At 60.3% G+C, this 22,337-nt stretch carries 25 protein-coding genes; 13 read left to right on the top strand and 12 right to left on the bottom strand.

Annotated elements, in window-relative coordinates; all coding sequences use genetic code 11:
- Position 1: 1 nt before the first annotated feature.
- The 5 genes from ccmE to ccmA form a co-directional block, all read right to left on the bottom strand.
- The gene (gene ccmE / locus HBO41_RS07950; RefSeq protein WP_017136197.1) at positions 2-457 is read right to left on the bottom strand and encodes a cytochrome c maturation protein CcmE; all 456 of its coding nucleotides are present in this window, start codon (positions 455-457) and stop codon (positions 2-4) included.
- The gene (ccmD, locus tag HBO41_RS07945) at positions 454-630 is read right to left on the bottom strand and encodes a heme exporter protein CcmD (protein WP_017136196.1); all 177 of its coding nucleotides are present in this window, start codon (positions 628-630) and stop codon (positions 454-456) included. Before ccmD ends, ccmE begins: the two co-directional genes overlap by 4 nt.
- Positions 627-1,382, bottom strand: a complete 756-nt coding sequence (locus HBO41_RS07940; protein WP_169985710.1) for a heme ABC transporter permease — start codon at positions 1,380-1,382, stop codon at positions 627-629. Before HBO41_RS07940 ends, ccmD begins: the two co-directional genes overlap by 4 nt.
- An 85-nt stretch (positions 1,383-1,467) precedes the next feature.
- Positions 1,468-2,136 carry a heme exporter protein CcmB gene (gene ccmB, locus HBO41_RS07935; protein WP_014717701.1) on the bottom strand — a complete coding sequence of 223 codons (669 nt, stop codon included), beginning with the start codon at positions 2,134-2,136 and terminating at the stop codon, positions 1,468-1,470.
- Positions 2,133-2,768, bottom strand: coding sequence for a cytochrome c biogenesis heme-transporting ATPase CcmA (ccmA, locus tag HBO41_RS07930; RefSeq protein ID WP_138451781.1), 636 nt, complete (start codon positions 2,766-2,768; stop codon positions 2,133-2,135). The genes ccmB and ccmA overlap by 4 nt, the downstream gene beginning before the upstream one ends.
- A gap of 200 nt (positions 2,769-2,968) precedes the next feature.
- Between ccmA and HBO41_RS07925 the strand changes: the two genes are divergently transcribed.
- Both HBO41_RS07925 and HBO41_RS07920 read left to right on the top strand, forming a co-directional pair.
- Complete coding sequence (locus HBO41_RS07925; RefSeq protein WP_169985708.1) at positions 2,969-4,546, top strand: flagellar hook-length control protein FliK; 1,578 nt, start codon at positions 2,969-2,971, stop codon at positions 4,544-4,546.
- Positions 4,543-4,872, top strand: a complete 330-nt coding sequence (locus HBO41_RS07920) for an EscU/YscU/HrcU family type III secretion system export apparatus switch protein (RefSeq protein ID WP_099549057.1) — start codon at positions 4,543-4,545, stop codon at positions 4,870-4,872. Before HBO41_RS07925 ends, HBO41_RS07920 begins: the two co-directional genes overlap by 4 nt.
- Positions 4,873-4,990: 118 nt before the next feature.
- On the opposite strand, the gene glp is transcribed toward HBO41_RS07920, so the two are convergent.
- Together glp and moaB are read right to left on the bottom strand one after the other, a co-directional pair.
- Positions 4,991-6,178, bottom strand: a complete 1,188-nt coding sequence (gene glp / locus HBO41_RS07915; protein WP_050547735.1) for a gephyrin-like molybdotransferase Glp — start codon at positions 6,176-6,178, stop codon at positions 4,991-4,993.
- A gap of 22 nt (positions 6,179-6,200) precedes the next feature.
- The gene (gene moaB, locus HBO41_RS07910) at positions 6,201-6,740 is read right to left on the bottom strand and encodes a molybdenum cofactor biosynthesis protein B (protein WP_017136189.1); all 540 of its coding nucleotides are present in this window, start codon (positions 6,738-6,740) and stop codon (positions 6,201-6,203) included.
- A 76-nt stretch (positions 6,741-6,816) separates the two neighbouring features.
- Between moaB and mobA the strand changes: the two genes are divergently transcribed.
- A complete protein-coding gene (mobA, locus tag HBO41_RS07905; RefSeq protein ID WP_099549058.1) occupies positions 6,817-7,419 on the top strand; it encodes a molybdenum cofactor guanylyltransferase MobA in 603 nt (200 codons plus the stop codon).
- A gap of 79 nt (positions 7,420-7,498) precedes the next feature.
- Positions 7,499-7,720, top strand: coding sequence for a YgdI/YgdR family lipoprotein (locus tag HBO41_RS07900; RefSeq protein WP_017136187.1), 222 nt, complete (start codon positions 7,499-7,501; stop codon positions 7,718-7,720).
- 56 nt (positions 7,721-7,776) lie between these two features.
- Here HBO41_RS07900 and HBO41_RS07895 read toward each other — a convergent pair whose 3' ends face one another.
- From HBO41_RS07895 to HBO41_RS07885, 3 genes are all read right to left on the bottom strand, one after another.
- Entirely contained in the window at positions 7,777-8,667 is an 891-nt protein-coding gene (locus HBO41_RS07895; protein ID WP_017136186.1) for a pseudouridine synthase, read from the bottom strand.
- 71 nt (positions 8,668-8,738) lie between these two features.
- Complete coding sequence (locus tag HBO41_RS07890) at positions 8,739-9,074, bottom strand: hypothetical protein (protein ID WP_003189932.1); 336 nt, start codon at positions 9,072-9,074, stop codon at positions 8,739-8,741.
- A gap of 118 nt (positions 9,075-9,192) precedes the next feature.
- Positions 9,193-10,104, bottom strand: coding sequence for a LysR family transcriptional regulator (locus tag HBO41_RS07885; protein WP_017136185.1), 912 nt, complete (start codon positions 10,102-10,104; stop codon positions 9,193-9,195).
- Between the two features lie 166 nt (positions 10,105-10,270).
- Between HBO41_RS07885 and lysA the strand changes: the two genes are divergently transcribed.
- Positions 10,271-11,593, top strand: a complete 1,323-nt coding sequence (gene lysA, locus HBO41_RS07880; RefSeq protein WP_169985706.1) for a diaminopimelate decarboxylase — start codon at positions 10,271-10,273, stop codon at positions 11,591-11,593.
- Positions 11,594-11,642: 49 nt separating this feature from the next.
- Here lysA and HBO41_RS07875 read toward each other — a convergent pair whose 3' ends face one another.
- Both HBO41_RS07875 and HBO41_RS07870 read right to left on the bottom strand, forming a co-directional pair.
- A complete protein-coding gene (locus HBO41_RS07875) occupies positions 11,643-11,879 on the bottom strand; it encodes a glutaredoxin family protein (RefSeq protein WP_169985704.1) in 237 nt (78 codons plus the stop codon).
- A gap of 89 nt (positions 11,880-11,968) precedes the next feature.
- Positions 11,969-13,177 (bottom strand): ammonium transporter, encoded by a 1,209-nt coding sequence (locus tag HBO41_RS07870; RefSeq protein ID WP_138450029.1) that lies wholly within the window; start codon positions 13,175-13,177, stop codon positions 11,969-11,971.
- A gap of 352 nt (positions 13,178-13,529) precedes the next feature.
- On the opposite strand from HBO41_RS07870, the gene HBO41_RS07865 reads away from it, so the two are divergent.
- The 8 genes from HBO41_RS07865 (at position 13,530) to HBO41_RS07830 (ending at position 22,317) form a co-directional block, all read left to right on the top strand.
- The gene (locus HBO41_RS07865; protein WP_017136182.1) at positions 13,530-13,844 is read left to right on the top strand and encodes a YqjD family protein; all 315 of its coding nucleotides are present in this window, start codon (positions 13,530-13,532) and stop codon (positions 13,842-13,844) included.
- A 5-nt stretch (positions 13,845-13,849) separates the two neighbouring features.
- Positions 13,850-14,239 carry a phage holin family protein gene (locus HBO41_RS07860; RefSeq protein ID WP_017136181.1) on the top strand — a complete coding sequence of 130 codons (390 nt, stop codon included), beginning with the start codon at positions 13,850-13,852 and terminating at the stop codon, positions 14,237-14,239.
- Positions 14,236-14,568 carry a hypothetical protein gene (locus HBO41_RS07855; RefSeq protein WP_017136180.1) on the top strand — a complete coding sequence of 111 codons (333 nt, stop codon included), beginning with the start codon at positions 14,236-14,238 and terminating at the stop codon, positions 14,566-14,568. Before HBO41_RS07860 ends, HBO41_RS07855 begins: the two co-directional genes overlap by 4 nt.
- A gap of 93 nt (positions 14,569-14,661) precedes the next feature.
- Entirely contained in the window at positions 14,662-15,825 is a 1,164-nt protein-coding gene (locus HBO41_RS07850; RefSeq protein ID WP_169985702.1) for an EAL domain-containing protein, read from the top strand.
- Between the two features lie 71 nt (positions 15,826-15,896).
- Complete coding sequence (locus HBO41_RS07845) at positions 15,897-17,228, top strand: deoxyguanosinetriphosphate triphosphohydrolase (protein ID WP_017136178.1); 1,332 nt, start codon at positions 15,897-15,899, stop codon at positions 17,226-17,228.
- Positions 17,229-17,394: 166 nt separating this feature from the next.
- Positions 17,395-17,790 (top strand): response regulator, encoded by a 396-nt coding sequence (locus tag HBO41_RS07840; RefSeq protein WP_138450038.1) that lies wholly within the window; start codon positions 17,395-17,397, stop codon positions 17,788-17,790.
- A gap of 256 nt (positions 17,791-18,046) precedes the next feature.
- On the top strand, positions 18,047-18,673 hold the full coding sequence (locus HBO41_RS07835) for a response regulator transcription factor (RefSeq protein ID WP_017136176.1): 627 nt from the start codon (positions 18,047-18,049) through the stop codon (positions 18,671-18,673).
- Positions 18,674-18,681: 8 nt separating this feature from the next.
- Entirely contained in the window at positions 18,682-22,317 is a 3,636-nt protein-coding gene (locus tag HBO41_RS07830; protein ID WP_138450034.1) for a transporter substrate-binding domain-containing protein, read from the top strand.
- Positions 22,318-22,337: the final 20 nt, after the last annotated feature.

Here is a 22,337-nt window from a genome sequence, read left to right as displayed (position 1 = left end):
CTTAGCCCTCCTTGGCAGGTGCTGGGGCCGATTGGCCGCTGTCTTTCAACGCCTTGGTCACTTCCGGCGGCATGTACTTCTCATCGTGCTTGGCGAGTACTTCATCGGCCACCACCACGCCGTCGGCGTTGAGCTTGCCCAGGGCGACGATGCCCTGGCCTTCACGGAACAGGTCCGGGAGGATGCCGCGATAGGTGATGGTCACGGCTTTGTTGAAGTCGGTGACCACAAAGGTCACGTCAAGGGAATCACCGGAACGCTTCAAGGAGCCCTTCTCGACCATGCCGCCGGCGCGGATGCGCGTGTCGACAGGCGCTTCGCCATTGGCGATCTGGGTCGGGGTGTAGAACAGGTTGATGTTCTGCTGCAAGGCGCTCAGGGCCAGGGTCACGGCAATGCCGACGCCGGCCATGATGGCGAGGATGATCAACAGACGCTTTCTACGCAGCGGATTCACTTATCGGTCTCCCGGCGCAAACGACGCGCCTCTTGTTGCAGGTAACGCTTGCGGGCCAGGATCGGCGCGGCAACGTTGAGGGCCAGCACTGCCAGGCAGATGCCATAGGCCGTCCAGACATACAGGCCGTGATGGCCCATGGCGAGAAATTCACTGAACGAGTTGAAGTTCATCCGCGCGCTTCCAGGCTGTTTTGCACTTCGGTCTTGACCCAACTGGTGCGGGCTTCACGCTTGAGCACTTCGAGGCGCATGCGCATCAGCAGCACGGCGCCGAAGAAGCAGTAGAACCCCAGCACCATCAGCAGCAGCGGCGCCCACATTTCCGCGGGCATCGCCGGTTTTTCGGTGAGGGTGAAGGTGGCGCCCTGGTGCAGAGTGTTCCACCACTCCACCGAGTATTTGATGATCGGAATGTTGATTACGCCGACAATCGCCAGCACCGCACAGGCCTTGGCCGCGCTGTCGCGGTTGCTGATGGCATTGCCCAGGGCGATGAGGCCGAAGTACAGGAACAGCAGGATCAGCATGGAGGTCAGTCGCGCATCCCACACCCACCACGAACCCCAGGTGGGTTTGCCCCAGATCGCGCCGGTGACCAGCGCCACGGCGGTCATCCAGGCGCCGATGGGCGCGGCGCATTGCAGGGCCACGTCGGCCAGTTTCATCTTCCACACCAGCCCGACGATGCCGCACACCGCCAGCATCACATAGCAGGACTGCGCCAGCATGGCGGCGGGCACGTGGATATAGATGATGCGAAAGCTGTTGCCTTGCTGGTAGTCCGGCGGCGCGAAGGCCAGGCCCCAGACCAGGCCGATGCCGATCAGCAAAATGGCGGCGATGCTCAACCACGGCAGCAATTTGCCGCTGATGCCGTAAAACCATTTGGGCGAGCCGAGCTTGTGAAACCAGGTCCAGTTCATTGCTGTTTCCATCACGGTGGCTGTGCGTCATTGCGCAAAGCTCAGGGTCTTTACTGGCCAAGGCATAACACTTGGCCAGACCTCATTATTCGCCGACGCTGATCTTCAGGCCAGCCGCTATAGCAAAGGGTGTCAGGGTTACCGCCAGGGCGGTCAGGCTGCCAAGCCACAGGAGGTAACCGGTCGCCGGCATGCCCATGAGCGCGGCCTGCAAGGCGCCGCTGCCCAGGATCAACACCGGGATGTACAAAGGCAGAATCAGCAGGGCCAGCAACAGGCCACCCCGCTTCAAACCGACGGTCAACGCTGCGCCCACCGCCCCCAACAGGCTGAGCACCGGCGTACCGAGTAACAAGGACAGGAGCAACACCGGCAGGCACTCAACGGGCAAGCCGAGCATCATCGCCAGCAGCGGCGAGAGCAATACTAGCGCCAAGCCGGAAAAAACCCAGTGTGCCAGCACCTTGGCCAGTACCAGAAGTGGCAAGGGGTGCGACGAAAGGACCCACTGCTCGAGGGAACCGTCTTCAAAATCACTGCGAAACAGCCCGTCCAGCGAGAGCAGCACCGATAAAAGCGCGGCCACCCACACCAGTCCCGGGGACAAGGTTTGCAACAGTTTAGTCTCGGGGCCGACTGCCAGCGGGAACAGCGCGATAACGATGGCGAAGAATACCAAGGGATTGGCCAATTCAGCCGGGCGACGGCACAACAGGCGGGCTTCACGGGCGACTAACAGCGCGAACACACTCATGCCGACCACCGCCCTAAATCCAGGTCGCGGTAACCGGCGGGCCTGCGCGCCAGCGTGTGGTGGGTGGTGAGCAGCACCAGGCCACCCTGTTCACAGTGCTGTGCCAGGTGTTCTTCGAGTTGGGCGACGCCCTGCTTGTCGAGGGCGGTGAAGGGTTCGTCGAGAATCCACAGCGGCGGGCCAGGCAGATACAAACGTGCCAGCGCCACGCGGCGCTGCTGGCCGGCGGACAAGGTGTGGCAAGGGACATCTTCGAAGCCTTTAAGGCCAACAGCGGCCAAGGCTTGCCAGATGGCATCGCGGGGCGCCGGATGATGCAGGGCGCTGAGCCAGCTGAGGTTTTCTTCCGGCGTGAGCACGTCCTTGATGCCGGCGGCGTGGCCGATCCAGATCAGGTTGCGCGCAAGCTCGGTGCGTTGTTCGTTGAGGGGCTTGCCGTTGAGTCGAACCTCACCGGCCGTCGGCTGCATCAACCCGGCCAGCAGGCGCAGCAAACTGGTCTTGCCGCTGCCATTGGGGCCGCTGATCTGCACCATGTCGCCGCCCGCCAGCCGCAGTTCGAGGTGCTCGAACAGCAGGCGCAGGTCGCGTTCACAGGCAAGCGCTACGGCTTCTAGAAGAGGGCTGGTCAAAAGATCGCGGGCCTTTACGGTTCAAGTCGGCGGTGCAGCGGCCGTTATAGAGAAGTGCACAATAACGGCTTTGGCGACCGATTTTAGAGAGCTGGATCAAATAGTTGTGAGGTTTTTACCGCTCTCTTTGCAGACGGGCGGCATTATACATGTGATGCCCTACTCTAAAGAGGGCAATTTCCCCAGAGACGACGCGCACGATGACCGGTGAGATCAACCTTCCTACGCTGCCGCCAGCACCGACGCCCGGGCCTGCCCCGCTGCCGCCGACCGGCGAGTTGTTGAAACTGCTGGAGCCGCAGACCGGCCTGATCGACCCTGGCAAAACCGCGAACGCCGAGGTGATAGCGCTTAAACAAGGCGGCGATGCATTTCAGCTGTTGCTCAAGTTGACCCTCGAAAGCGGCCGCCAGACATTGGTACAGGCCAGCAGCGCCCAGCCGTTGCCGCTGGGCAGCAACGTGGCGGTGAGCCAGACGCCGACCGGCAACCTGACCATCACCTTGCAGCAAGCCCTGAGTGCCAATGTGGCCGCCCTGACCCGGATCGACACCACGCAACTGCCGGTGGGCACGCTGTTGCAGGCCAAGGTGCTGACCACCCAGATGCTGCCGCAAGGCACCGCGCAACCGGCGATCTATCGCTCATTGGTCAGCGTACTCAATAACGCCCTGGCCGGCACCACGTTGAGTCTGGAAAGCCCGCAGCCGCTGCGGGTCGGCAGCTTGCTCAGCGCCGTGGTGCAAAATGCGCAGACCCTGAATTTCGTGCCGTTGAGCGGTCTCAAGGATCAACTGGCCGTGGCGCAACAGTTGTCGACCCAGCAAAGTCGCCAAGGCTCGCTGGATGTGCTGTTCAACGCGCTGCAAAGCCTGCCTGCCGACGACACCACCTCCAGCGACCTGCGCGCCGCCGCCGCGCGCTTGCTCAACGCCCTGCCCGACCTGGCGCAAGTCAGCAACCCCAAGGTGCTGGCGCAGTTGGTACAAAGTAGCGGCGTGTTTCTTGAAGCCAAACTGCTGGCCGGGCAAGACCCGCAAGTGCCACCGCTGGACATGAAAGGCAGCCTGCTGCGGCTGGTCGCCGAACTGCTGCCGGCGCTGCCCGCCGCCACTAATCTGAACGCCATCCTCGCCGCCAATACCCTGGCCCAGGTACTGCCCAACTTCGTGCGCAACCCGCTCAGCACCCTCGGCCAGATCGGCGCACGACAAGCCCCGGCGGGCTTTCCGCTGCCGGACCGGCTGATGGCCAAACTTGCAGGCGAAGGCGACCTGGAAAACCTGCTGCGCCTGGCCGCCGGGGCCATTTCCCGGCTGCAAAGCCACCAGTTATCGAGCCTGGAGCAAACCGGCACTACCGCCGATGGCCGCCTGCAAACCACTTGGCAGTTGGAAATCCCCATGCGCACCTTGCAGGACATTGTGCCGTTGCAGGTCAAGTTCCAGCGTGAAGAACCGCCGCCGGACAAGGACCAACCGGAGCGCAAGGACAAGAAAGACCCCAAGCAAATGCTCTGGCGCGTCGAGCTGGCCTTCGACATGGAGCCGCTGGGGCCGTTGCAGGTGCAGGCGCAACTGACCCAGGGCAAATTGTCCAGCCAGCTGTGGGCCTCGCGCCCGTTTACCGCCAGCCTGATCGAAAGCCACTTGGGCAGCTTGCGCGAGCGCCTGGTGACCTCGGGCATCAATGTCGGCGACCTGGACTGCCACCTCGGTACGCCGCCACGTGGGCCACGAACCGGATTGGAGCAACGCTGGGTGGATGAAACCGCATGAAAAACTCCCTTCCGCCACGCCAGGCGATTGCCCTCAAGTACGACGGCCAGCAAGCGCCAACCCTGACGGCCAAGGGCGACGATGCCCTGGCCGAAGCCATTTTGAAGTTGGCGCGGGAAAATGAAGTGCCGATCTATGAGAATGCCGAGTTGGTGAAACTGCTGGCGCGCATGGAATTGGGCGACAGCATTCCGGAGGAGTTGTACCGCACGGTGGCCGAAATTATTGCGTTTGCGTGGACGCTCAAGGGCAAATTCCCGGTGGGCTATGACCCGAATGCCGAGCCGGTGGAGCGGGATGTGACTGCGCGTGGGGATGATTACTAGCTGCACGCAAATCCAAATGTGGGAGCTGGCTTGCCTGCGATGGCATCAACCGGGTGTACCTGACACTCCGAGGTGTCTGCATCGCAGGCAAGCCAGCTCCCACAGTCGGTCTCTATTGTCAGTTCAGGACTTCACTCAAGGGAATGAAATTGACGCGGTCGCCAATATCGAGTGTCGTCCCCTCCAACACCTCCACAAACCCTTCGGCCCACGCCGCGCTGCGTAGCACGCCGGAGCTCTGGTTGCGGTAGATAATCGCCCGGCCCTGCTCGATACGCCCGCGCAGGTACTCGCGGCGGTTGCCCGGCTGAGGCCACACGAACCCCACCGGCACTTCGAAGCGCAGCGGCGCCACGTCCTGCACGCCTTGGCGGCGCAGCAGATAGGGCCGGGCCAGCAGCGCAAAGGTCACCAAAGTCGACGCCGGGTTGCCGGGCAGGCCGATCACCGGCACACCGCGAAAGTGCCCGAAGGTCAGCGGTTTGCCCGGCTTGATCGCAAGTTTCCACAGGGCCAGTTCGCCCTCTTCGCGCAGGGCGATGCCGAGAAAGTCCGCCTCGCCGACAGAGACACCGCCGGTGGACAGGATCAGGTCGACACTGCCCAGGCTTGCCAGGCGTGTGCGGGTCTTTTCCAGGTCATCCGGAAGAATCCCGGCATCGATCACTTCACAGCCCATGCGCACAAGCCAGCTGCACAACACACGCCGGTTGCTGTTGTAGATCTGCCCCGGCCCCAGCGGCAGGCCGGGTTCGATCAGTTCATCGCCGGTGGACAGCACGGCCACGCGTACCCGGCGCACCACACTTAAACAGTCATGCCCGAGGGAAGCAGCCAGGCCCAGCTCTATCGGGCCAAGCCGGGTGCCTGCGTTTAGCACCAACTCGCCGACCGTGGTTTCCTGGCCTTGGGGGCGGATGTTCTGGCCGGCCCGCAAGCGCTCGGTGAAGCTCACGCGGTCGTCGGCGTGGACCACGGCGTTTTCCTGCATCTCTACACAATCGGCGCCTTCGGGCACGGGCGCGCCGGTAAAGATGCGCGCGCAAGTGCCGGCCGCCAGTGGCTGCGGTGCCTGGCCGGCGAAGATGCGCTGGCTCACGGGCAGCGGCTCGCCGGTCCAGTCCGACAGGCGCAGGGCGTAACCGTCCATGGCGCTGTTGGGCCAGGGCGGCAGGTCGAGGGTGGAGACCAAATCTTGCGCCAATACGCGGCCATCACACTCGGCCAAGGGCTGCACGTCGTGCTCGCGAATCGGCGTTGCTTCAGCCATGTCCAATAGTTGCTGCAGCGCTTGTTCCACCGGCATCAGTGCACCGGACTTGCCAGGCTTATCCACGGGATTCGCAGGGTTCGGCCTGCTTCAGGTGCGGCACAAAGTTGCACGGGCGGTGGCGGTTATCCAGTTGCTCGGCAAGGATGCCATCCCAACCGGTGCGCACCGCGTTGGTCGAACCCGGCAGGCAACACACCAGCGTGCCATTGGCCAGGCCGGCCAGGGCGCGTGATTGGACGGTGGAGGTGCCGATATCAGCCACGGAGATCTGGCGGAACAGCTCGCCAAAACCATCGACCTGCTTGTCCAGCAGGCAACTGACGGCTTCGGGCGTGCTGTCGCGGCCGGTGAAGCCGGTGCCGCCGGTGATCAGCACCACTTGCACCACGTCTTCGGCGATCCAGTGGGCGACCTGGGCGCGGATTTTGTACAGGTCGTCCTTGAGCAGCACGCGCTCGGCCAGGTTGTGGCCGGCGGCGGCCAGGCGATCGACGAAGACCTGGCCGGAGGTGTCGGTGTCCAGGGTGCGGGTGTCGCTGACAGTCAGCACAGCGATATTGAGGGGTACGAAGGGCGCATCAGCCTTGGCTTTCATGGCTTGGTCCGGTTGTCGAATGAACAGCCCGATGTTATATCACAGGCCCCTATTTGCCTGCCGCTGCGGAACCACCATGTCGCTTGATTCTTCGCCCCTGCCTTGTTCGATCCTGCTGCTGGCCGGCGGCCGTGGCCAACGCATGGGCGGCCAGGACAAAGGCCTGCTGCCCTGGCACGGCCAGCCATTGGTTGCACATTTGCAGCGCCTGACCCGACCGCTGACCGATGACCTGATCATCTCGTGCAACCGCAACCATGAGCAGTACGCGCCCTATGCCGACCAGTTGGTGAGCGACGACAGCCCGGACTTCCCCGGCCCGCTGGCGGGCATCCGCGCGGGCCTGGCCGCCGCGCGCCATGCGCATGTGCTGATACTGCCGTGTGACGTACCCAACATCGACGTGAGACTGTTGGCCGATTTGTGTGAGACGGCACACCGCAACCCGCAGGTGCCGGTGATGGTACGCCATGGCGAGTTCTGGGAACCCTTGATCTGCATCATCCCCACCCACCTCAAAACCCAGGTACAACAGGCATGGGACGCCGGTGAGCGCAGCCCGCGCAAGATATTCCTGCAGTTGGGCGGTGTGGGCCTGGAATGCCAAGCTGACGACCCACGCCTGGCCAATCTGAATACACCCGAGCTGTTGCACCCTGGGTCTGGCGTGTCAGAATGAACCTCGCACAAGGAACTTTGTCGACGCCATGCGCGTCACAAGGTCAGCTATTTAAAAGAATTCTCTTGGAGACAAACTCATGACTCAACGGACCATCGCCGCTCTCATGCTTGCACTGGGCCTCGCCACTCTCGCCGGTTGCGCTTCGCCTACAGTGATCACCCTGAATGACGGTCGCGAAATCCAGGCCGTCGACACCCCTAAATACGACAAGGCTTCGGGCTTCTACGAGTTCGAACAACTTGACGGCAAGCAGACCCGTATCAACAAGGATCAGGTTCGCACCGTTAAAGACCTGTAAGTCTTAAGCGTTTGCCCACAAGGCCCGCCATGTGCGGGCCTTGTCGTTTCTGGCGGTTACCAGTCGAGGGTGATGCGGCTGCGAAAATGGCGTTGTTCACCGGTCACCGGGTCAATAAAGCGCACGCCCTGGGCCAGCAGTTTGAGTGGGTTGGCGTAGTCGTCCTCGGCATCCTTGAGCACATCGGGGTAGAACGGGTCGTTGCAGATACTCGCCCCCAGCGCCGTCATGTGCACCCGCAGCTGGTGCTTCTTGCCGGTCACGGGGAACAGGCCGTAGCGCCACAGATCGCCATTTTTCTCGCGCACTTGCACCGCCGTTTCGGTGTTGCTGGCGCCCGGCCCTTCCTGCATGCGAAAGAACGGCTGGCCATCGACCAGGCGACTTTTATGCACCAGCGGGAAGGTCAGGTCGGGTAAGGCCGGGGCAATGGCTTCGTAGAATTTATCGATGCGCCGTGTGGGAAACAGCTGTTGATACGCCGACCGGGTTTGCGGGTTGGCCGAGAACAGCACCAGCCCCGCCGTGTGCCGATCAATGCGATGCAGGGGCACCAGCGCGGGGTTATCCAGGCGACGAATCAGGCGGCGCAACAGGGTTTGTTCGACGTATTCGCCGGCCGGGGTCACCGGCAGAAAGTGTGGTTTGTCGGCCACTACCAAGTGCTCATCGGCATACAGGATGCTTTCCTGAACCGGGATCACCTTCTCATTCGGCACTTCGCGGAAATAATAAATGCACAGGCCTTCCTTGTAGGCGAGGTCCAGGCTGATCGGCTGGCCATTGATGTCCAAGACGCGGCCACGGGCGACGCGGTCCAGCCAGTGTTCACGGCTGATCGCCGGAAAGTGCTCGCACAGGCAATCGAGCACCGTCGCCCAGGGGCCGGGCGGCAGGTACAAGGTGCTGGCTTGATGCTGGGACGCAGAGAAAGCGGATGTGGACATGCAATGCTCGAAACCTGGATAAACCGGCAGGCATTATCCCGCATGGAACGCGATTGGGCCTAGGGCGGATCTCAGGCCTTGGCCAATTGCGCTCGCAACACCGGCGAGGCGCTGGCCGCCTCGGTAAATTCCTTGAGCCAGCGCAACACGTCCACCGCTTCCCAGCGGCCGGGATCGTAGAGCGCGTACAACAAGCCCTGGTAACCCACCACGTCCAACTGCTTGTGGTAACCGGCGCGCTGGAACAACGCCTCGATCTCGGCAAAGCAGGTATTGAAATGCACTTTGTTAAACGGCGTCTTGCCTTCCGTGACCAGGCCGTCGAGGCGCAGCTCATTCACCGCGTCGCGCACGACGTCGGCGGACATGCGATTGACGCTGCTTTTCAGTTGTTCAACATTCACCACGGGCGTTCCCTCTATTCAATCGCTGTACAAACATACAGTAACTTAATATTCGGAAACTCGCCATCGCGAAAACGCGCCTGTGCAATCAAGACCACCCGTGCGCGACCAGTGGGCCTGCTCAGAGGTTCTGCAACTGAGCACTTATGCGCTGACAATGGCTGCGCAGCACATCCACAAAGTGAATGACGCTGGACGATTCAGGGCGGTGCAACGGCCGCACGACACTCACACAGTAAGAAATCGAATGGGAAAAACGTCGGATCTGCAAACCTCTGCCTACATAGTCCAGAGCGGTGAGCGGATTGACGATTGCTACGCCCACACCCAGGTTTACGGTCGCACACACAGCGCTGGCGTTATGCGTTTCGACCACCAGCCGTCTCTCAATGCCCGCCTGCTGAAAGATCGCGTCGGTTTTGATCCTGTAGGGGTCATCCGCCGCAAGGTAAACAAAGTTTTGCCCAATGAAGTCCTCTGGCGTGAGGACTGCTTTTGCATTGAGCACATGATGAGAAGGCAATACACACACCACATCAAGGTTTAACAAGGTTTCGCTGTGGGTTCCAGGTGGTGTCTCAAGGGTTTCAGTCAGCCCCAAATGATAACGCTGAGCCGTCAGTGACTCTTCCAGGGCAGGAGATTCCTGCGGCGTGACATTGATGCTGACACCCGGGAACTTAATACAAAAATCCTGGCAGACCTGTGGCAGCAAGGCATTCGAAAACGCAGGCTGGCAGGTCAGCGAAATTTGCCCATGGCGAAAGTGCCGGATGGCCTCAGCGGCGTTCTTGACGCGAGCCAGGCCCACATAGCTGCGCTGAACTTCATCGAAGAGCATCAGGCCATGCTCGGTGGGAATCAGTTTCGCGCCCGCGCGTTTGAACAAGGTCAACTGAGTCAAAGTTTCAAAACGACTCAGCTCGCGGCTGATAGTGGGCTGCGAGGTATGCAGCAATGCCGCGGCAGCGGTCGCACTGCCGGTGGTCATGACCGCCCAGAACACTTCCACATGGCGAAAACTGAAATTCATGAGCACACCCACGCGCTGAATTGAATGGGTCGAACCATATCAGAAATGAATAGATGGCCATCATTTTGATATTTTTTCTTTATTTTTTCGCCATGCACACTTGCATCGTCTGCGCCGAGAAAGTTGTCAGTGCGTTTAGTCGGAGTCATCCAATCGAGGTAGGAAGATGGACCATTTTAATTTTATCAACGGCCATTTACATGTAGAGCAAGTGGATGTAAGTGCCATTGTCGAACAGCACGGCAGCCCTGTTTATCTCTATTCAGCACAGACGCTGAAAAATCACTATGCCGTACTACAAAACGCATTTTCTGCACTGGCGCCTTTGATTTGTTTCTCGGTTAAAAGCTGCAGCAATCTCAGCGTCCTCAAGCTCTTGGTCGACCAAGGATCCGGCCTCGATGTGGTCAGTGGCGGTGAACTGTACCGGGCACTGATGGCAGGCGTGACCGCAGACAAGATAGTGTTCGCGGGTGTCGGCAAGTCCCACGAAGAAATCAGCTATGCCGTTGACGTGGGCGTATTCCTTTTCAATGTGGAGTCCGAGGCAGAGCTGCTGCGCCTGGATGCGGTAGCGTCGGCGGCCGGCAAGCGTGTAAAGGTGGCCATTCGGGTCAATCCGGATGTGGTGGATGCCGGTACCCATGAGAAAACGGCCACTGGCGGCCGCCAGACGAAATTTGGCATACCGATTGAACGCGCCTATGAACTGTTTGCCCCAAAGCGTTACGCGAGCGTCGATGTCGTTGGCATCCATATACATCTCGGGTCCCCGATCCCATCGGCCCACACCTACTTGTCTGCCATCGACAAGATTGAAGAAATGGTCAACCGGCTTCAGGCCGCTGACTGCCCGATTGAGTTCATCAATATCGGCGGTGGGTTTCCAGCGCAATACGGCACCGAAAGCAATCCCGTCTGTTCATTGGCTGAAACGGGAGCGCATATTTGTGAGCGTCTGCAAGAACTGAAACGTCGTGGTCTGCGCTTCATCATTGAGCCGGGCCGTTCGATCAGCGCGAACGCGGGCGTTTTACTCACCACGGTCGAGTACATCAAACAAGGCTGGGATCGCAAGATTGCGATTGTTGATGCGGGTATGAACGTCCTGCTGCGCCCCACTTTATACGGCGCGAATCACGTCATCTGGCCAACCCGATTTGGCGACTTTTCCGGCCATTGGACGGCGTTGAGCGAAAGCGTCCGTGAGGCGGGAGCCGCGCCTCTGGAAGAGGTCGACATTGTTGGCCCCATTTGTGAAACCGGCGATCACTTCGCATTAGGCCGGCCCTTGCCCGTACTGGAAGACGCAAGCTTGTTGGCGATTTTCTCATGTGGCGCTTATGGGATGAGCATGGCCAGCCAATACAACTCCCGAGGGCGCCCACCAGAAGTGCTGGTGGAGGGAGCACACGCCAAATTGATACGGCGGCGCGAAACCCACGATGACTTGATCGCGCATGAGCGCTGCGGTCTGGAGAACACTTAAAGCGCTTGAACAACCAAAGCCTGGTGGTCGGCAAGCCACCGGGTTCGCGCTATTTAAGGAAGTTGACCACCTGTTCGCTCTCAAACGGCCAATCCAGCTCCGCCCCTGTATCGGCGCGCCGAAGCACCGGGATGCGCAGCCCGTAAACTTCAGTGAGGTCGTCGGGGTCAGTAATATCCACTAACTCCACCAGCAACCCGCCCTCGACGAGCAGCATGATTTCGGCTTCAGCAAGCTCACAGAGATGGCAACCCAGGGTGCCGAACAACTGGCATTCAGGAAGCATGGCGAATGGACCCGATCAAAAACAGGCAACCATTCTAAGCCCACCCACCTGACTGTGGCGAGCGGGCCAGCCTGTTGCCAGACAGTCGATCAATCCTGGCTGACCGCACCAATTTTGTGAATCGACAGATCCGCGCCGTAATACTCCTGCTCCTGACTCAGACGCAGCCCGTGCACGCGCTTGATCACGCCGTATACCAGCAAGCCGCCGCCCAATGCCACGGCCACGCCCAGCGCGGTGCCGATCAACTGGCTGATCAGGCTGACGCCGCCCAGGCCACCGAATGCGGTCTGGCCAAAGATCCCGCAGGCAATGCCGCCCCACACACCACACAGGCCATGCAGCGGCCATACGCCCAGCACGTCGTCGATCTTCCAGCGATCCTGGGCGGCAATAAAGCACCACACGAACAGCCCACCCGCGACCACGCCCGTGACCAGTGCGCCCACCGGGTGCATCAGGTCGGAGCCGGCGCAAATCGCCACCAGCCCTGCCAGCGGGCCGTTGTGCAGGAAGCCAGGGTCATTGCGGCCGATCACCAAGGCTGCGACCGTACCGCCGACCATCGCCATCAGTGAGTTGACGGCGACAAGGCCGCTGACGCCGTTGAGGGTTTGCGCGCTCATCACGTTAAAGCCGAACCAGCCGACGATCAGAATCCACGAACCCAACGCCAGGAACGGAATGCTCGAAGGCGCAAACGCGACCAGCCGCCCTTCCCTGTAGCGCCCGTTGCGCGGGCCCAACAGCAGCACCGCCGCCAGCGCCAGCCAGCCGCCCATGGCGTGCACCACCACGGAGCCGGCAAAGTCATGGAAGCTGGCGCCAAAGCGCGCGAGCAACCAGGCTTGCAGGCCAAAATTGCCGTTCCACACCATGCCTTCGAAAAACGGGTAGATAAACGCCACGATCAGCGCGGTGGCACACAGCTGCGGGGCGAACTTGGCGCGTTCGGCAATGCCGCCGGAAATGATCGCCGGGATCGCTGCCGCGAAGGTCAACAGAAAGAAGAACTTCACCAGGCCATAGCCGTGATCGGCGCTGATCACCGCCGCCGGCTGCATAAAGCTCACGCCATAGGAGATCCAATAGCCTATAAAGAAATAAGCCAGGGTCGAGATGGCGAAGTCACTGAGGATTTTCGACAGGGCGTTGACCTGGTTTTTCTGGCGCACGGTGCCGACTTCCAGGAACGCGAAGCCGGCGTGCATGGCCAGGACCATGACCGCACCAATCAGGATAAACAGGGTATTGGAGCTGTGGACGAGGGTGTCCACTGCGCTTTGCAAATTTTCCATGGAGGTTGGCAGGCCTGCATTCAAGGCAAAAAGCACCAAAGCGGTTCAAGCCAGGGTTGCGCGCACTAAATTGGCACCACCGGCACCGCCCCTCTTGAGAGGGCGTGAACCGCTTTAGCGCAGCGATCAACACAATGGGCCGTTGCCGACAGGGTTTTTCCGCGAGTTTGTGTGATTTAGGGTAAGGTTTTTCCAGGCATTGGCCTCGATCCGCCCCGACTCGGCGCAAGCCCCAGGGCCTGCGCACCAAGGCAAAGCAAAAGCTGTACCAGACAATTGAAGTGAACCTTCACCGAAACCGGTGACTCGAAACCACACGTACCAAACAGATCAGCCAATCACGGAGATACCCATGGCCAGAAGAACTGCAAAGACTGCTCAAGAAATACTGATGGCGGATTTCCAAACCCTGGTCAGTGACACCGAAAAGTTGCTCGACGATACCGCCGTGCTGGCCGGTGACCAGGCCGATGAGCTGCGCAGCAAGATTCACGAAAGCCTGCTCAAAGCCCGTGAAACCCTGCAACTGACCGAAGATTCCCTGCGTGAACGCGGCCAGGCGGCGGTCACGGCCACCGAAGATTACGTGCAGGCCAACCCTTGGCAGTCTGTAGGCATTGCCGCCGGCGTGGGCTTTTTGATCGGTCTGCTGGCTACAAGGCGCTAACTATCATGTCTATCGGCGAAACCGGCTCGTCCACGGGCACCAGTTCCACTTCACGACGCCTGGGCGCAGCCGTTCTGGGCTTGCTGCACAGCCACGTCGAATTATTTGGCATCGAGTTGCAGGAACAGAAGGCCCGCACCGTGAGCCTGCTGCTGTTTGCAGGCTTGGCGCTGGTGTTTGCGCTGTTATTGCTGGTGGGGTTGTCGACGTTGGTGATGATTCTGGTGTGGGACACCGGCTATCGTCTCACCGGGATTATCTGCCTTTGCGTGTTCTACAGCCTGGCCGCGGCCTTCTGCGGGGTGCGCTTGAAAGCGGCGGTGTTCGATGAGTCCACGCCCTTCCACGCCACCCTTGAAGAGTTGGCCAATGATCGGGAGCGCCTGCTGCCATGAGCATGACTGAAATCCCGCAAAACACCTCGCGCCGGGAAATGCGCAAGGCGTTGATTCGCCTGCGCATGGAAATGCATCGCCAGGAGATCCGTCACGAGTCCCAGCAACTGATGGCGCCGTTGAACAAAATGCGCGACATGCGCCACAACTGGCAAGACAGCCTGGGCATCAAGCACGCCCCGCTGTGGGGCGTGGCGGCGGTGACCCTGATGGGCTTTTTCACCGGCAAGGGCGCCAAGGGCGGCGGCATCAGCAGCCTGACGCGCCTGGTGCGGCTGGGTGCCGGTTTGATCCCGCTGATCAAATTGGCCATGCAGCGTAAAGGCTGAAGCTGGCTGGCTGCATTCTTGCAAACAGAATCGGCCCGGCCCTCGTCACTGAGGGCCGGGCCTTTTTTTCGCCAGCTCTCTTAAGGAGGCCCCGTGATCGACGGGCAACCGCTCGCCTGTTTCCAGCCATTCATCGACACCGCCACCGGGCGCATTGCCGGCGTCGAGGCCCTGGGCCGCTTGCGTCAGGCCGATGGTCACTTGCAGTCGGTAGGCCCGCTGTTTGCCGACCCACGCACACCGGGTGTGGCCCTGCGCCGTCTGGACCGGCAGATCCGCGAAAACGCCTTGAGCCGCCTGCATGAAGCCCCCGCCGACTGGTTTCTGAGCCTGAATATCTCACCGCGCTGGATCAACCGCCTGCGCCCTGGCCAAGCCTTGCCCAGCCTGAAACAAGTGCAGGCCCACAATGTCGATCCGCGGCGCATTGTGTTTGAAATCACCGAGCTGGGCGGCGACATCCAGCGCCTGGCCGAGGTGGTCGCACGCTATCGCGACGCTGGCGCACGCATCGCCATCGATGACTTCGGTGCCGGCTATTCGCAACTCGACCGCGTACTGGCGCTGCAGCCGGACATTCTCAAGCTCGACATGCGCCTGTTCCAGGAAGCCGCCAAAGGCGGGCCGAGCAGTGACGTGGTGCGGGCGCTGGCGCAAATGGCCGAAAAAACCGGCTGCTGGATCATCGCCGAGGGCGTGGAAACCGAGGCGCAACTGAATTTTGCCCTGGAGTGCGGCGCGCGTTATGTGCAGGGTTATCTGTTTGCCCAGGCCCAACTGGACTGGTTTGCGGCCGATGCGTTCGTCGCGCGCTTTGCCCAACTGCGCGGGGTTTACGTGCAACACAAACTCGCCGAGCGTGGCCGTGTGATGCAGTTGCGCGTGCAATTGGCCGAGCTGATGAGCATCCTCCAACGCTGGGCACAGGCCCGCGCGCCGCTCGATCAACTGCCCCAATTGCCGGACTTTCCATGGCTGCTGCGCTTTTACCAGTGCGACCGCCATGGCACCCAGCTGACGCCCAACTTCGAGTGGCGCCAGGATGCCTGGCAGGCCGACAGCCGCTACCTGGGCCACAACTGGTCATGGCGGCCATACTTCTATCACCTGCTCGCCGAAGGCTGGGAGGAGCGGCGCCTGACGCTGTCGTCGACCTACCGCGATGCCACTACCAACCAATACTGCCTCACCGCCGGGCAGTTCTTCGATAACGGTCAGCGCTTGCTGTTAATCGATATCGATGCGGCCGGCCTGTAGATTTTTGCTTGCCGATGCCGCGCTGAACCGGGAAGCTGGGAGGGTCATTCACCGCACGGAGAGTAACCGCCTTGGATTGGCCCACCCTGCTTACCCGCGAACGTCTTGGAAAACCCCTGCACAGCCCGGAAGAACTCGGCCGTAGTCCGTTCCACAAAGACCACGATCGGATTATTTTCTCCGGCGCGTTCCGCCGCCTGGGCCGCAAGACTCAAGTGCACCCGGTGTCCAGTAATGACCATATCCATACACGTCTGACCCACTCCCTGGAAGTCAGCTGCGTCGGCCGCTCCCTTGGCATGCGTGTCGGCGAAACCTTGCGCAGCGCCCTGCCCGACTGGTGCGAGCCAAGCGACCTGGGCATGGTGGTGCAATCGGCTTGCCTGGCCCATGACATCGGCAACCCGCCGTTCGGGCACTCGGGTGAAGATGCCATTCGCCACTGGTTCCAACAGGCGGCCGGACGCGGCTGGCTGGATGACATGAGCAGTGCCGAACGCAACGATTTCCTCAATTTCGAAGGCAATGCCCAAGGCTTCAGGGTGCTTACCCAGCTGGAGTACCACCAGTTCGACGGCGGCACACGGCTGACCTACGCCACCCTCGGCACTTACCTGAAGTACCCCTGGACCGCCCGCCACGCGGATTCGTTGGGCTACAAGAAGCATAAGTTCGGTTGTTATCAGAGCGAGTTGCCGATCCTTGAACAGATCGCCCACAAGCTCGGCCTGCCCCAGCTGGAAGAGCAACGCTGGGCCCGTCACCCGCTGGTCTACCTGATGGAGGCGGCCGATGATATCTGCTACGCCTTGATCGACCTCGAAGACGGCCTGGAAATGGAGCTGCTCGAATATGCCGAAGTCGAGTCGCTGCTGCTCGATCTGGTGGGTGATGATTTGCCCCAGACCTACCGGCAACTGGGCCCGCAGGATTCACGCCGGCGCAAGCTGGCGATCCTGCGCGGCAAGGCCATCGAGCACCTGACCAATGCGGCGGCACGCGCCTTCGTCGAGCAGCAGGACGCATTGCTCGCCGGCACGCTGCCAGGCGACCTGGTGGAACACATGCACGGCCCGGCCAAGCGCTGTGTACTGGACGCCAAGGACATGGCGCGCAAAAAAATCTTCCAGGACAAACGCAAGACCCTGCACGAGATCGGCGCCTACACCACCCTGGAAATCCTGTTGAACGCGTTTTGCGGTGCCGCCCTGGAGCAGCATGGCGGGCGTACGCCGTCGTTCAAGAACCGACGCATCCTTGACTTGCTGGGCAACAGCGCGCCGAACCCAGCCTGGTCGCTGCACGCTTCGTTTCTGCGCATGATCGACTTTATCGCCGGCATGACCGACAGCTACGCCACCGAAATGGCACGGGAGATGACCGGGCGTTCCAGCCCACAGTAAAACCTTAGGTTATGCCGCCTGCGTCCCGTACAGACTTTACCTACGACGGGAACAGAGCGGCCTGATCGAATTCGCACATCCGCTCGAGGAATAATCGCGCACGCTTCTTGCGAACCTGACACGCAATTCCTACGTCACGCCCCTCTGACTGAGCCATGTGCCTTCTATGCCCATACCCCGTCTTCGAATCCTATTGGTGGAGGATCATCCCTTTCAACTCCTGGCCACGCAGTGCCTGCTCAAAAGCTTCGGTTTCGAACAACTGACCCTTGCGGAAAATGCCGAGCAGGCGATCCGCTCGATGTCTTGCGCCACCCGCCCCTTTGACTTGATGCTGTGCGATCAATGCCTGCCTGACCTGCCTGGGCTGGAACTGGTAGACATTGCCAGCCGCCAACACTTCATCACCGGCGCAATCCTGTTGAGCGGGCTGCCCGCAACAGAGTTGTCCAACCTGACACTCCAGGCCCGGCGGCGCGGGCTGCCCCTGCTTGGTTATTTATTGAAGCCCCTGAATAAAGATGCACTGACAGAGTTGATTGAGCCACTGCTCTCGTTATAACTGTAGGACTATAAACACCGTTCACCGGTAAACAATCGCCGCAAAACCATCGCCGAATCCCTGGCACGGCTCCAAGGCTTACTGATCCAACTATTACTTACATCCGACGACGCAAAGCCTTATCGAACCGTAGGTCGTTACCTTTTATTATGTAGGAATTCTCCTGTTTTATATCTACTCCCCCCAACGCTCGTCCTCCTCCCTCTTCTTCTGAGCTAATGTGCCCGCTTTATTTGCACTTGCATGGAATATGATTATGAACACGGTTTTTATCATTGATGATCACCCGGTTATCAGGCTGGCGATTCGCATGTTGCTGGAACACGAAGGTTATAAAATCGTTGGCGAAACGGACAACGGTTGTGACGCGATACAAATGGTTCGCGAATGCCTGCCCGACCTGATCATCCTGGACATCAGTATTCCAAAACTCGACGGCCTCGAAGTGCTCTGCCGATTCAACGCGATGAACACCTCGATGAAAACCCTGATCCTGACGGCCCAGAGCCCGACGTTGTTTGCCACCCGCTGCATGCGCTCGGGCGCAGACGGCTATGTGTGCAAGGAAGGCGACCTGAGCGAACTGCTGAGTGCCATTCGTGCGGTACTGTCTGGCTACAACTACTTCCCCAGCCAGGCACTCAATTCCAATGGCGCCGACAGCAAGGACGCACTGGAACTTGAATTATTCAAGGCCGTGAACGACCGGGAACTGATGGTGCTGCAACTTTTTGCACAAGGTCGTACAAACAAAGAAATCGCCAAAGGTATGTTTCTAAGTAACAAGACAGTAAGTACCTACAAAAAAAGGCTGATGCAAAAACTTAAAGCCAAGTCCTTGGTAGAACTTATCGAGATGGCAAAACGAAACGCGCTAGTGTGAGAAAGCGGATGCCAAGGCGTATAAAGGACTATCTGATTATATTATTGGCCGGCCTGTGCTTGAGCACTACCGTGCCCGCGGCCCCTCAAATCGGACCGGAACACTTCACCTTATTGAGCCGCGCGGGTACCGTTCAACTCGATATTCAGCTGGATAAGACCCAGCGCCAGTGGCTAATGTACAAACGTGAGCTGGTACTGGGCACCTCGGCACCCGACTATCCGCCCTTCGACCTCACCTCCAGCGGTCGCGACTATGAAGGCCTGACCGCCGATTACGCAGGGCTGCTGGCCAAAGCCATGGCCCTGCCCGTCAAGGTATTGCGTTATCCGACACGAGACGCCGCGATCCATGCGCTGGAAACCGGGGAAATCGACCTGCTGGGCTCATCCAATGGCTTTGAGGCCGCCAACCCGAAACTCATCCTGTCGCAGCCGTATGCGGTGGACCAGCCCGTACTGGTGACCCGCGAAGGTGAAACGCGCAGTTTAAGCGATGGTCTGGCCGGCCTGCGCTTGAGCCTTGTTTATCACTACCTGCCGCTGAACGAAGTGGAAAAGTTATACCCGCAGGCGGATATCCGCGCCTTTCCTTCCTATCAAAACGCGCTCAATGCCGTGGCGTTCGATCAGGCGGACGTGTTTCTGGGGGACACTATTTCCACCCATTACATGATCAACAAGGGCTACCTCAAAAATATCCACATGGCCAACTTCGGCAAGCATGAAGCCTATGGGTTCAGCTTCGCCTTGCGTCACGATCAGGAGGTTCTACAGAGCATCGTCGACGCGGTGCTGACGGCCGTCCCCGTTAATGAACGAGACAGCATTGCCAAGCGCTGGAGCGCCGGCAGCGACATCTTGCTGACCGACAAGAAACTGCAACTGACCCAGCGTGAAGAGCGCTGGCTCAAAGATCACCCGGTGGTAAAAGTCGTGGTCAATGAGACGTTCGCGCCGCTGACGTTCTTCGATGCCGACGGCAACTTTCGCGGTATTACCGCCGACCTGCTGGAACTGATCCGCCTGCGCACCGGCCTGCGTTTTGAAATACAGCGCAGTCGCGAAGTCAGCACGATGATCGAGCAGCTCACCACGGGTAAAGCCGATATCATCGGGGCCATCGTCCCCAGCACCGAACGCGAGGTTCAGCTCAGCTTCAGCCGCCCGTACTTGGAAAACTCCTACGTCCTGCTGACCCGCAAGGAGCCCGACGCGGCCACAAACCTGGAGCAGATGGCAGGCAAGCGCCTGGCAATCACCCTCGGTAACCCGCTGGAAAAAACCTTGCAAGAAAACTTCCCACAGATTCGCCTGGTGGAAGTCAGCGATACCTTCAAGGCCTCGGAAATGCTGGCTCAGGGAAGCGTGGACGGGGCAGTGAACTCACTGGTCATCGCCAACTATTTCCTGGCCTCCCAGGTGTTCCAGGACAAACTGCAGATCAGCGCCAGCATTGGCACGCTGCCCGCCACCTTCGCCCTGGCCACGCCGCGCGGTGCCGTCGAACTGAGCTCAATCCTGGACAAGGCGCTGCTGAGCATTGCCCCGGACGAAATGGGCGTGATCAACAGCCGCTGGCGCGGTTACACGCCAGCCTCGGACAGTTACTGGCGCAATTACCACCAACTGATTGCGCAAATCATCATTGGCACCGGGTTGCTGCTGCTGATTTCCCTGACCTGGAACGCCTACATGCGCCGCCAGATCAAGCACCGCAAAATGGCCGAGCGCGCCCTCAATGACCAGTTCGAGTTCATGCGCGCACTGGTCAATGAAACACCGCACCCAATCTATGTGCGTGATCGCAAGGGCCTGTTGCAGACCTGCAATGACAGCTACCTGCAAGTGTTCGGGGTCAAACGCGAAGAGGTCATCGGCAAGAGTGTGGTGCAAATGGACATGGCCCTGGCGCCTGAAGCCGCGCAGTACCATGCCGACTACCAACGGGTGGTGGTGGAAGGCACTCCGCTGATCCTTGATCGCACCCTGCACATTCACGGCAAAAAACTCACGATCTACCACTGGATCCTGCCCTATCGCGACTCGGACGGCGAAGTCCAGGGCATCATCGGTGGCTGGATCGATATCAGTGACCGGCGCCAACTGTTCGACGAGTTGCGCACTGCCAAGGAACGCGCCGACGAGGCGAACCGCGCCAAAAGCACCTTCCTCGCCACCATGAGCCATGAAATCCGCACGCCGATGAATGCCGTGATCGGGATGCTGGAACTGACGCTCAAGCGCGCCGATCAGGGCCATCTCGACCGTCCGGCTATCGAAGTGGCCTACAACTCGGCCAAGGACCTGCTGGAGCTGATCGGCGATATCCTCGACATTGCACGTATCGAATCCGGCCGCCTGAGCCTGGCTCCCGAGCGCGTGAACCTGCGCGAAGTGATCGAATCGGTGGTGCGCGTCTTCGATGGTCTGGCCCGCCAGAAAACCCTCAGCCTGTTACTCGAATTCGACCCCAACCTCGACAACACCGCCGTGCTGATAGACCCGCTGCGCTTCAAGCAGGTGCTGTCCAACCTGGTCAGCAACGCGATCAAGTTCACCGAGCGCGGGCAGGTGAAGATCAAGGTGCAGGTGCAAGCCACCGAGCAGCCCCAAGAGGTGCAGATGAAGCTGGTGGTCGAGGACACAGGCATCGGCATCAGCCGGGACGACCAATTGCGCCTGTTCGAACCCTTTGCCCAGGCGGACAACTCCGGGCACCTGGCCAGGAGCGGAGCGGGCCTGGGGCTGGTGATCTGTCGCAGCCTGTGCGAGATGATGGGTGGGCAACTGAGCCTGAGCAGCGTGCCAATGGTGGGCACTCAAGTGCAGGTCAGCCTGAAGATGACCTGCCTCAAGCCCATTGAAGCGCTGGACGAGCTCAAGTCTCAGGCGCCAACAGCCGCGGCGGTGCTCAATGTGCTGGTAGTGGACGACCACCCGGCGAACCGTTTGCTGATGTGCCAGCAATTAGGTTACCTCGGGCACCAGTTCACGGCAGCCCAACATGGCGCCGCAGGGTTTCAGGCCTGGCGCCAGGAGCACTTCGACCTGGTGATTGCCGATTGCAACATGCCCATCATGAATGGCTATGAGCTGAGCCGTTCGATCCGTGAATACGAGCAGCGAGAACAGCAGGTGCCCTGCGTAATCCTCGGTTTCACCGCCAATGCCCAACCCGAGGAGAAACTTCGCTGTGCGCAGGCGGGCATGAATGACTGCCTGTTCAAGCCCATCAGCCTCACTGCACTGGAGCAGCAACTGGCGCAGATCAAACCCCGATCCAGCGGCCAGCGGCTGGAACTCGATTGCCTGGACGCACTGACCGGAGGCGACCCGCAGCTGAGCCGGCGTTTGCTTGCGCAACTGTTAAGCAGCAGCCGTCAGGACCGCGAGGACCTGGTGGCCTTGATGGCCCGCCAGGCAGCGCCCCAGGCGATCATTGAGCAAGCCCACAAGATCAAGGGCGCCGCGCGCATCGTCCAGGCAAGTGCATTGGCCGCGCAATGCGAAGCACTGGAGCTGGCCTGCGCCCGCAACGAGGAGCGCCCCACGATAGACATGGGGGTCAAGGCCCTGGAAAAACTCATGCTGGAGCTGGAGAGGACGTTGCAAGTGCAGCTGCATAAGCTGGACAGCCAATAACGGCGGCCGACCCTCTCCTG

Origin of the sequence: Pseudomonas sp. WS 5146 (assembly GCF_012985495.1) — a bacterium.
In the GTDB taxonomy this organism is placed as follows: domain Bacteria; phylum Pseudomonadota; class Gammaproteobacteria; order Pseudomonadales; family Pseudomonadaceae; genus Aquipseudomonas; species Aquipseudomonas edaphica.
This window is presented reverse-complemented; position numbering and strand designations above follow the sequence as displayed.

What these genes read in the sequence shown, in the direction of transcription:
- ccmD (WP_017136196.1), bottom strand. Translation starts at nt 630, where the DNA reads ATGAACTTCAACTCGTTCAGTGAATTTCTCGCCATGGGCCATCACGGC.
- HBO41_RS07940 (WP_169985710.1), bottom strand. Translation starts at nt 1,382, where the DNA reads ATGAACTGGACCTGGTTTCACAAGCTCGGCTCGCCCAAATGGTTTTAC.
- ccmB (WP_014717701.1), bottom strand. Translation starts at nt 2,136, where the DNA reads ATGAGTGTGTTCGCGCTGTTAGTCGCCCGTGAAGCCCGCCTGTTGTGC.
- HBO41_RS07925 (WP_169985708.1), top strand. Translation starts at nt 2,969, where the DNA reads ATGACCGGTGAGATCAACCTTCCTACGCTGCCGCCAGCACCGACGCCC.
- HBO41_RS07920 (WP_099549057.1), top strand. Translation starts at nt 4,543, where the DNA reads ATGAAAAACTCCCTTCCGCCACGCCAGGCGATTGCCCTCAAGTACGAC.
- glp (WP_050547735.1), bottom strand. Translation starts at nt 6,178, where the DNA reads ATGCCGGTGGAACAAGCGCTGCAGCAACTATTGGACATGGCTGAAGCA.
- moaB (WP_017136189.1), bottom strand. Translation starts at nt 6,740, where the DNA reads ATGAAAGCCAAGGCTGATGCGCCCTTCGTACCCCTCAATATCGCTGTG.
- mobA (WP_099549058.1), top strand. Translation starts at nt 6,817, where the DNA reads ATGTCGCTTGATTCTTCGCCCCTGCCTTGTTCGATCCTGCTGCTGGCC.
- HBO41_RS07900 (WP_017136187.1), top strand. Translation starts at nt 7,499, where the DNA reads ATGACTCAACGGACCATCGCCGCTCTCATGCTTGCACTGGGCCTCGCC.
- HBO41_RS07895 (WP_017136186.1), bottom strand. Translation starts at nt 8,667, where the DNA reads ATGTCCACATCCGCTTTCTCTGCGTCCCAGCATCAAGCCAGCACCTTG.
- HBO41_RS07885 (WP_017136185.1), bottom strand. Translation starts at nt 10,104, where the DNA reads ATGAATTTCAGTTTTCGCCATGTGGAAGTGTTCTGGGCGGTCATGACC.
- lysA (WP_169985706.1), top strand. Translation starts at nt 10,271, where the DNA reads ATGGACCATTTTAATTTTATCAACGGCCATTTACATGTAGAGCAAGTG.
- HBO41_RS07875 (WP_169985704.1), bottom strand. Translation starts at nt 11,879, where the DNA reads ATGCTTCCTGAATGCCAGTTGTTCGGCACCCTGGGTTGCCATCTCTGT.
- HBO41_RS07870 (WP_138450029.1), bottom strand. Translation starts at nt 13,177, where the DNA reads ATGGAAAATTTGCAAAGCGCAGTGGACACCCTCGTCCACAGCTCCAAT.
- HBO41_RS07865 (WP_017136182.1), top strand. Translation starts at nt 13,530, where the DNA reads ATGGCCAGAAGAACTGCAAAGACTGCTCAAGAAATACTGATGGCGGAT.
- HBO41_RS07860 (WP_017136181.1), top strand. Translation starts at nt 13,850, where the DNA reads ATGTCTATCGGCGAAACCGGCTCGTCCACGGGCACCAGTTCCACTTCA.
- HBO41_RS07855 (WP_017136180.1), top strand. Translation starts at nt 14,236, where the DNA reads ATGAGCATGACTGAAATCCCGCAAAACACCTCGCGCCGGGAAATGCGC.
- HBO41_RS07840 (WP_138450038.1), top strand. Translation starts at nt 17,395, where the DNA reads ATGCCCATACCCCGTCTTCGAATCCTATTGGTGGAGGATCATCCCTTT.
- HBO41_RS07835 (WP_017136176.1), top strand. Translation starts at nt 18,047, where the DNA reads ATGAACACGGTTTTTATCATTGATGATCACCCGGTTATCAGGCTGGCG.
- HBO41_RS07830 (WP_138450034.1), top strand. Translation starts at nt 18,682, where the DNA reads ATGCCAAGGCGTATAAAGGACTATCTGATTATATTATTGGCCGGCCTG.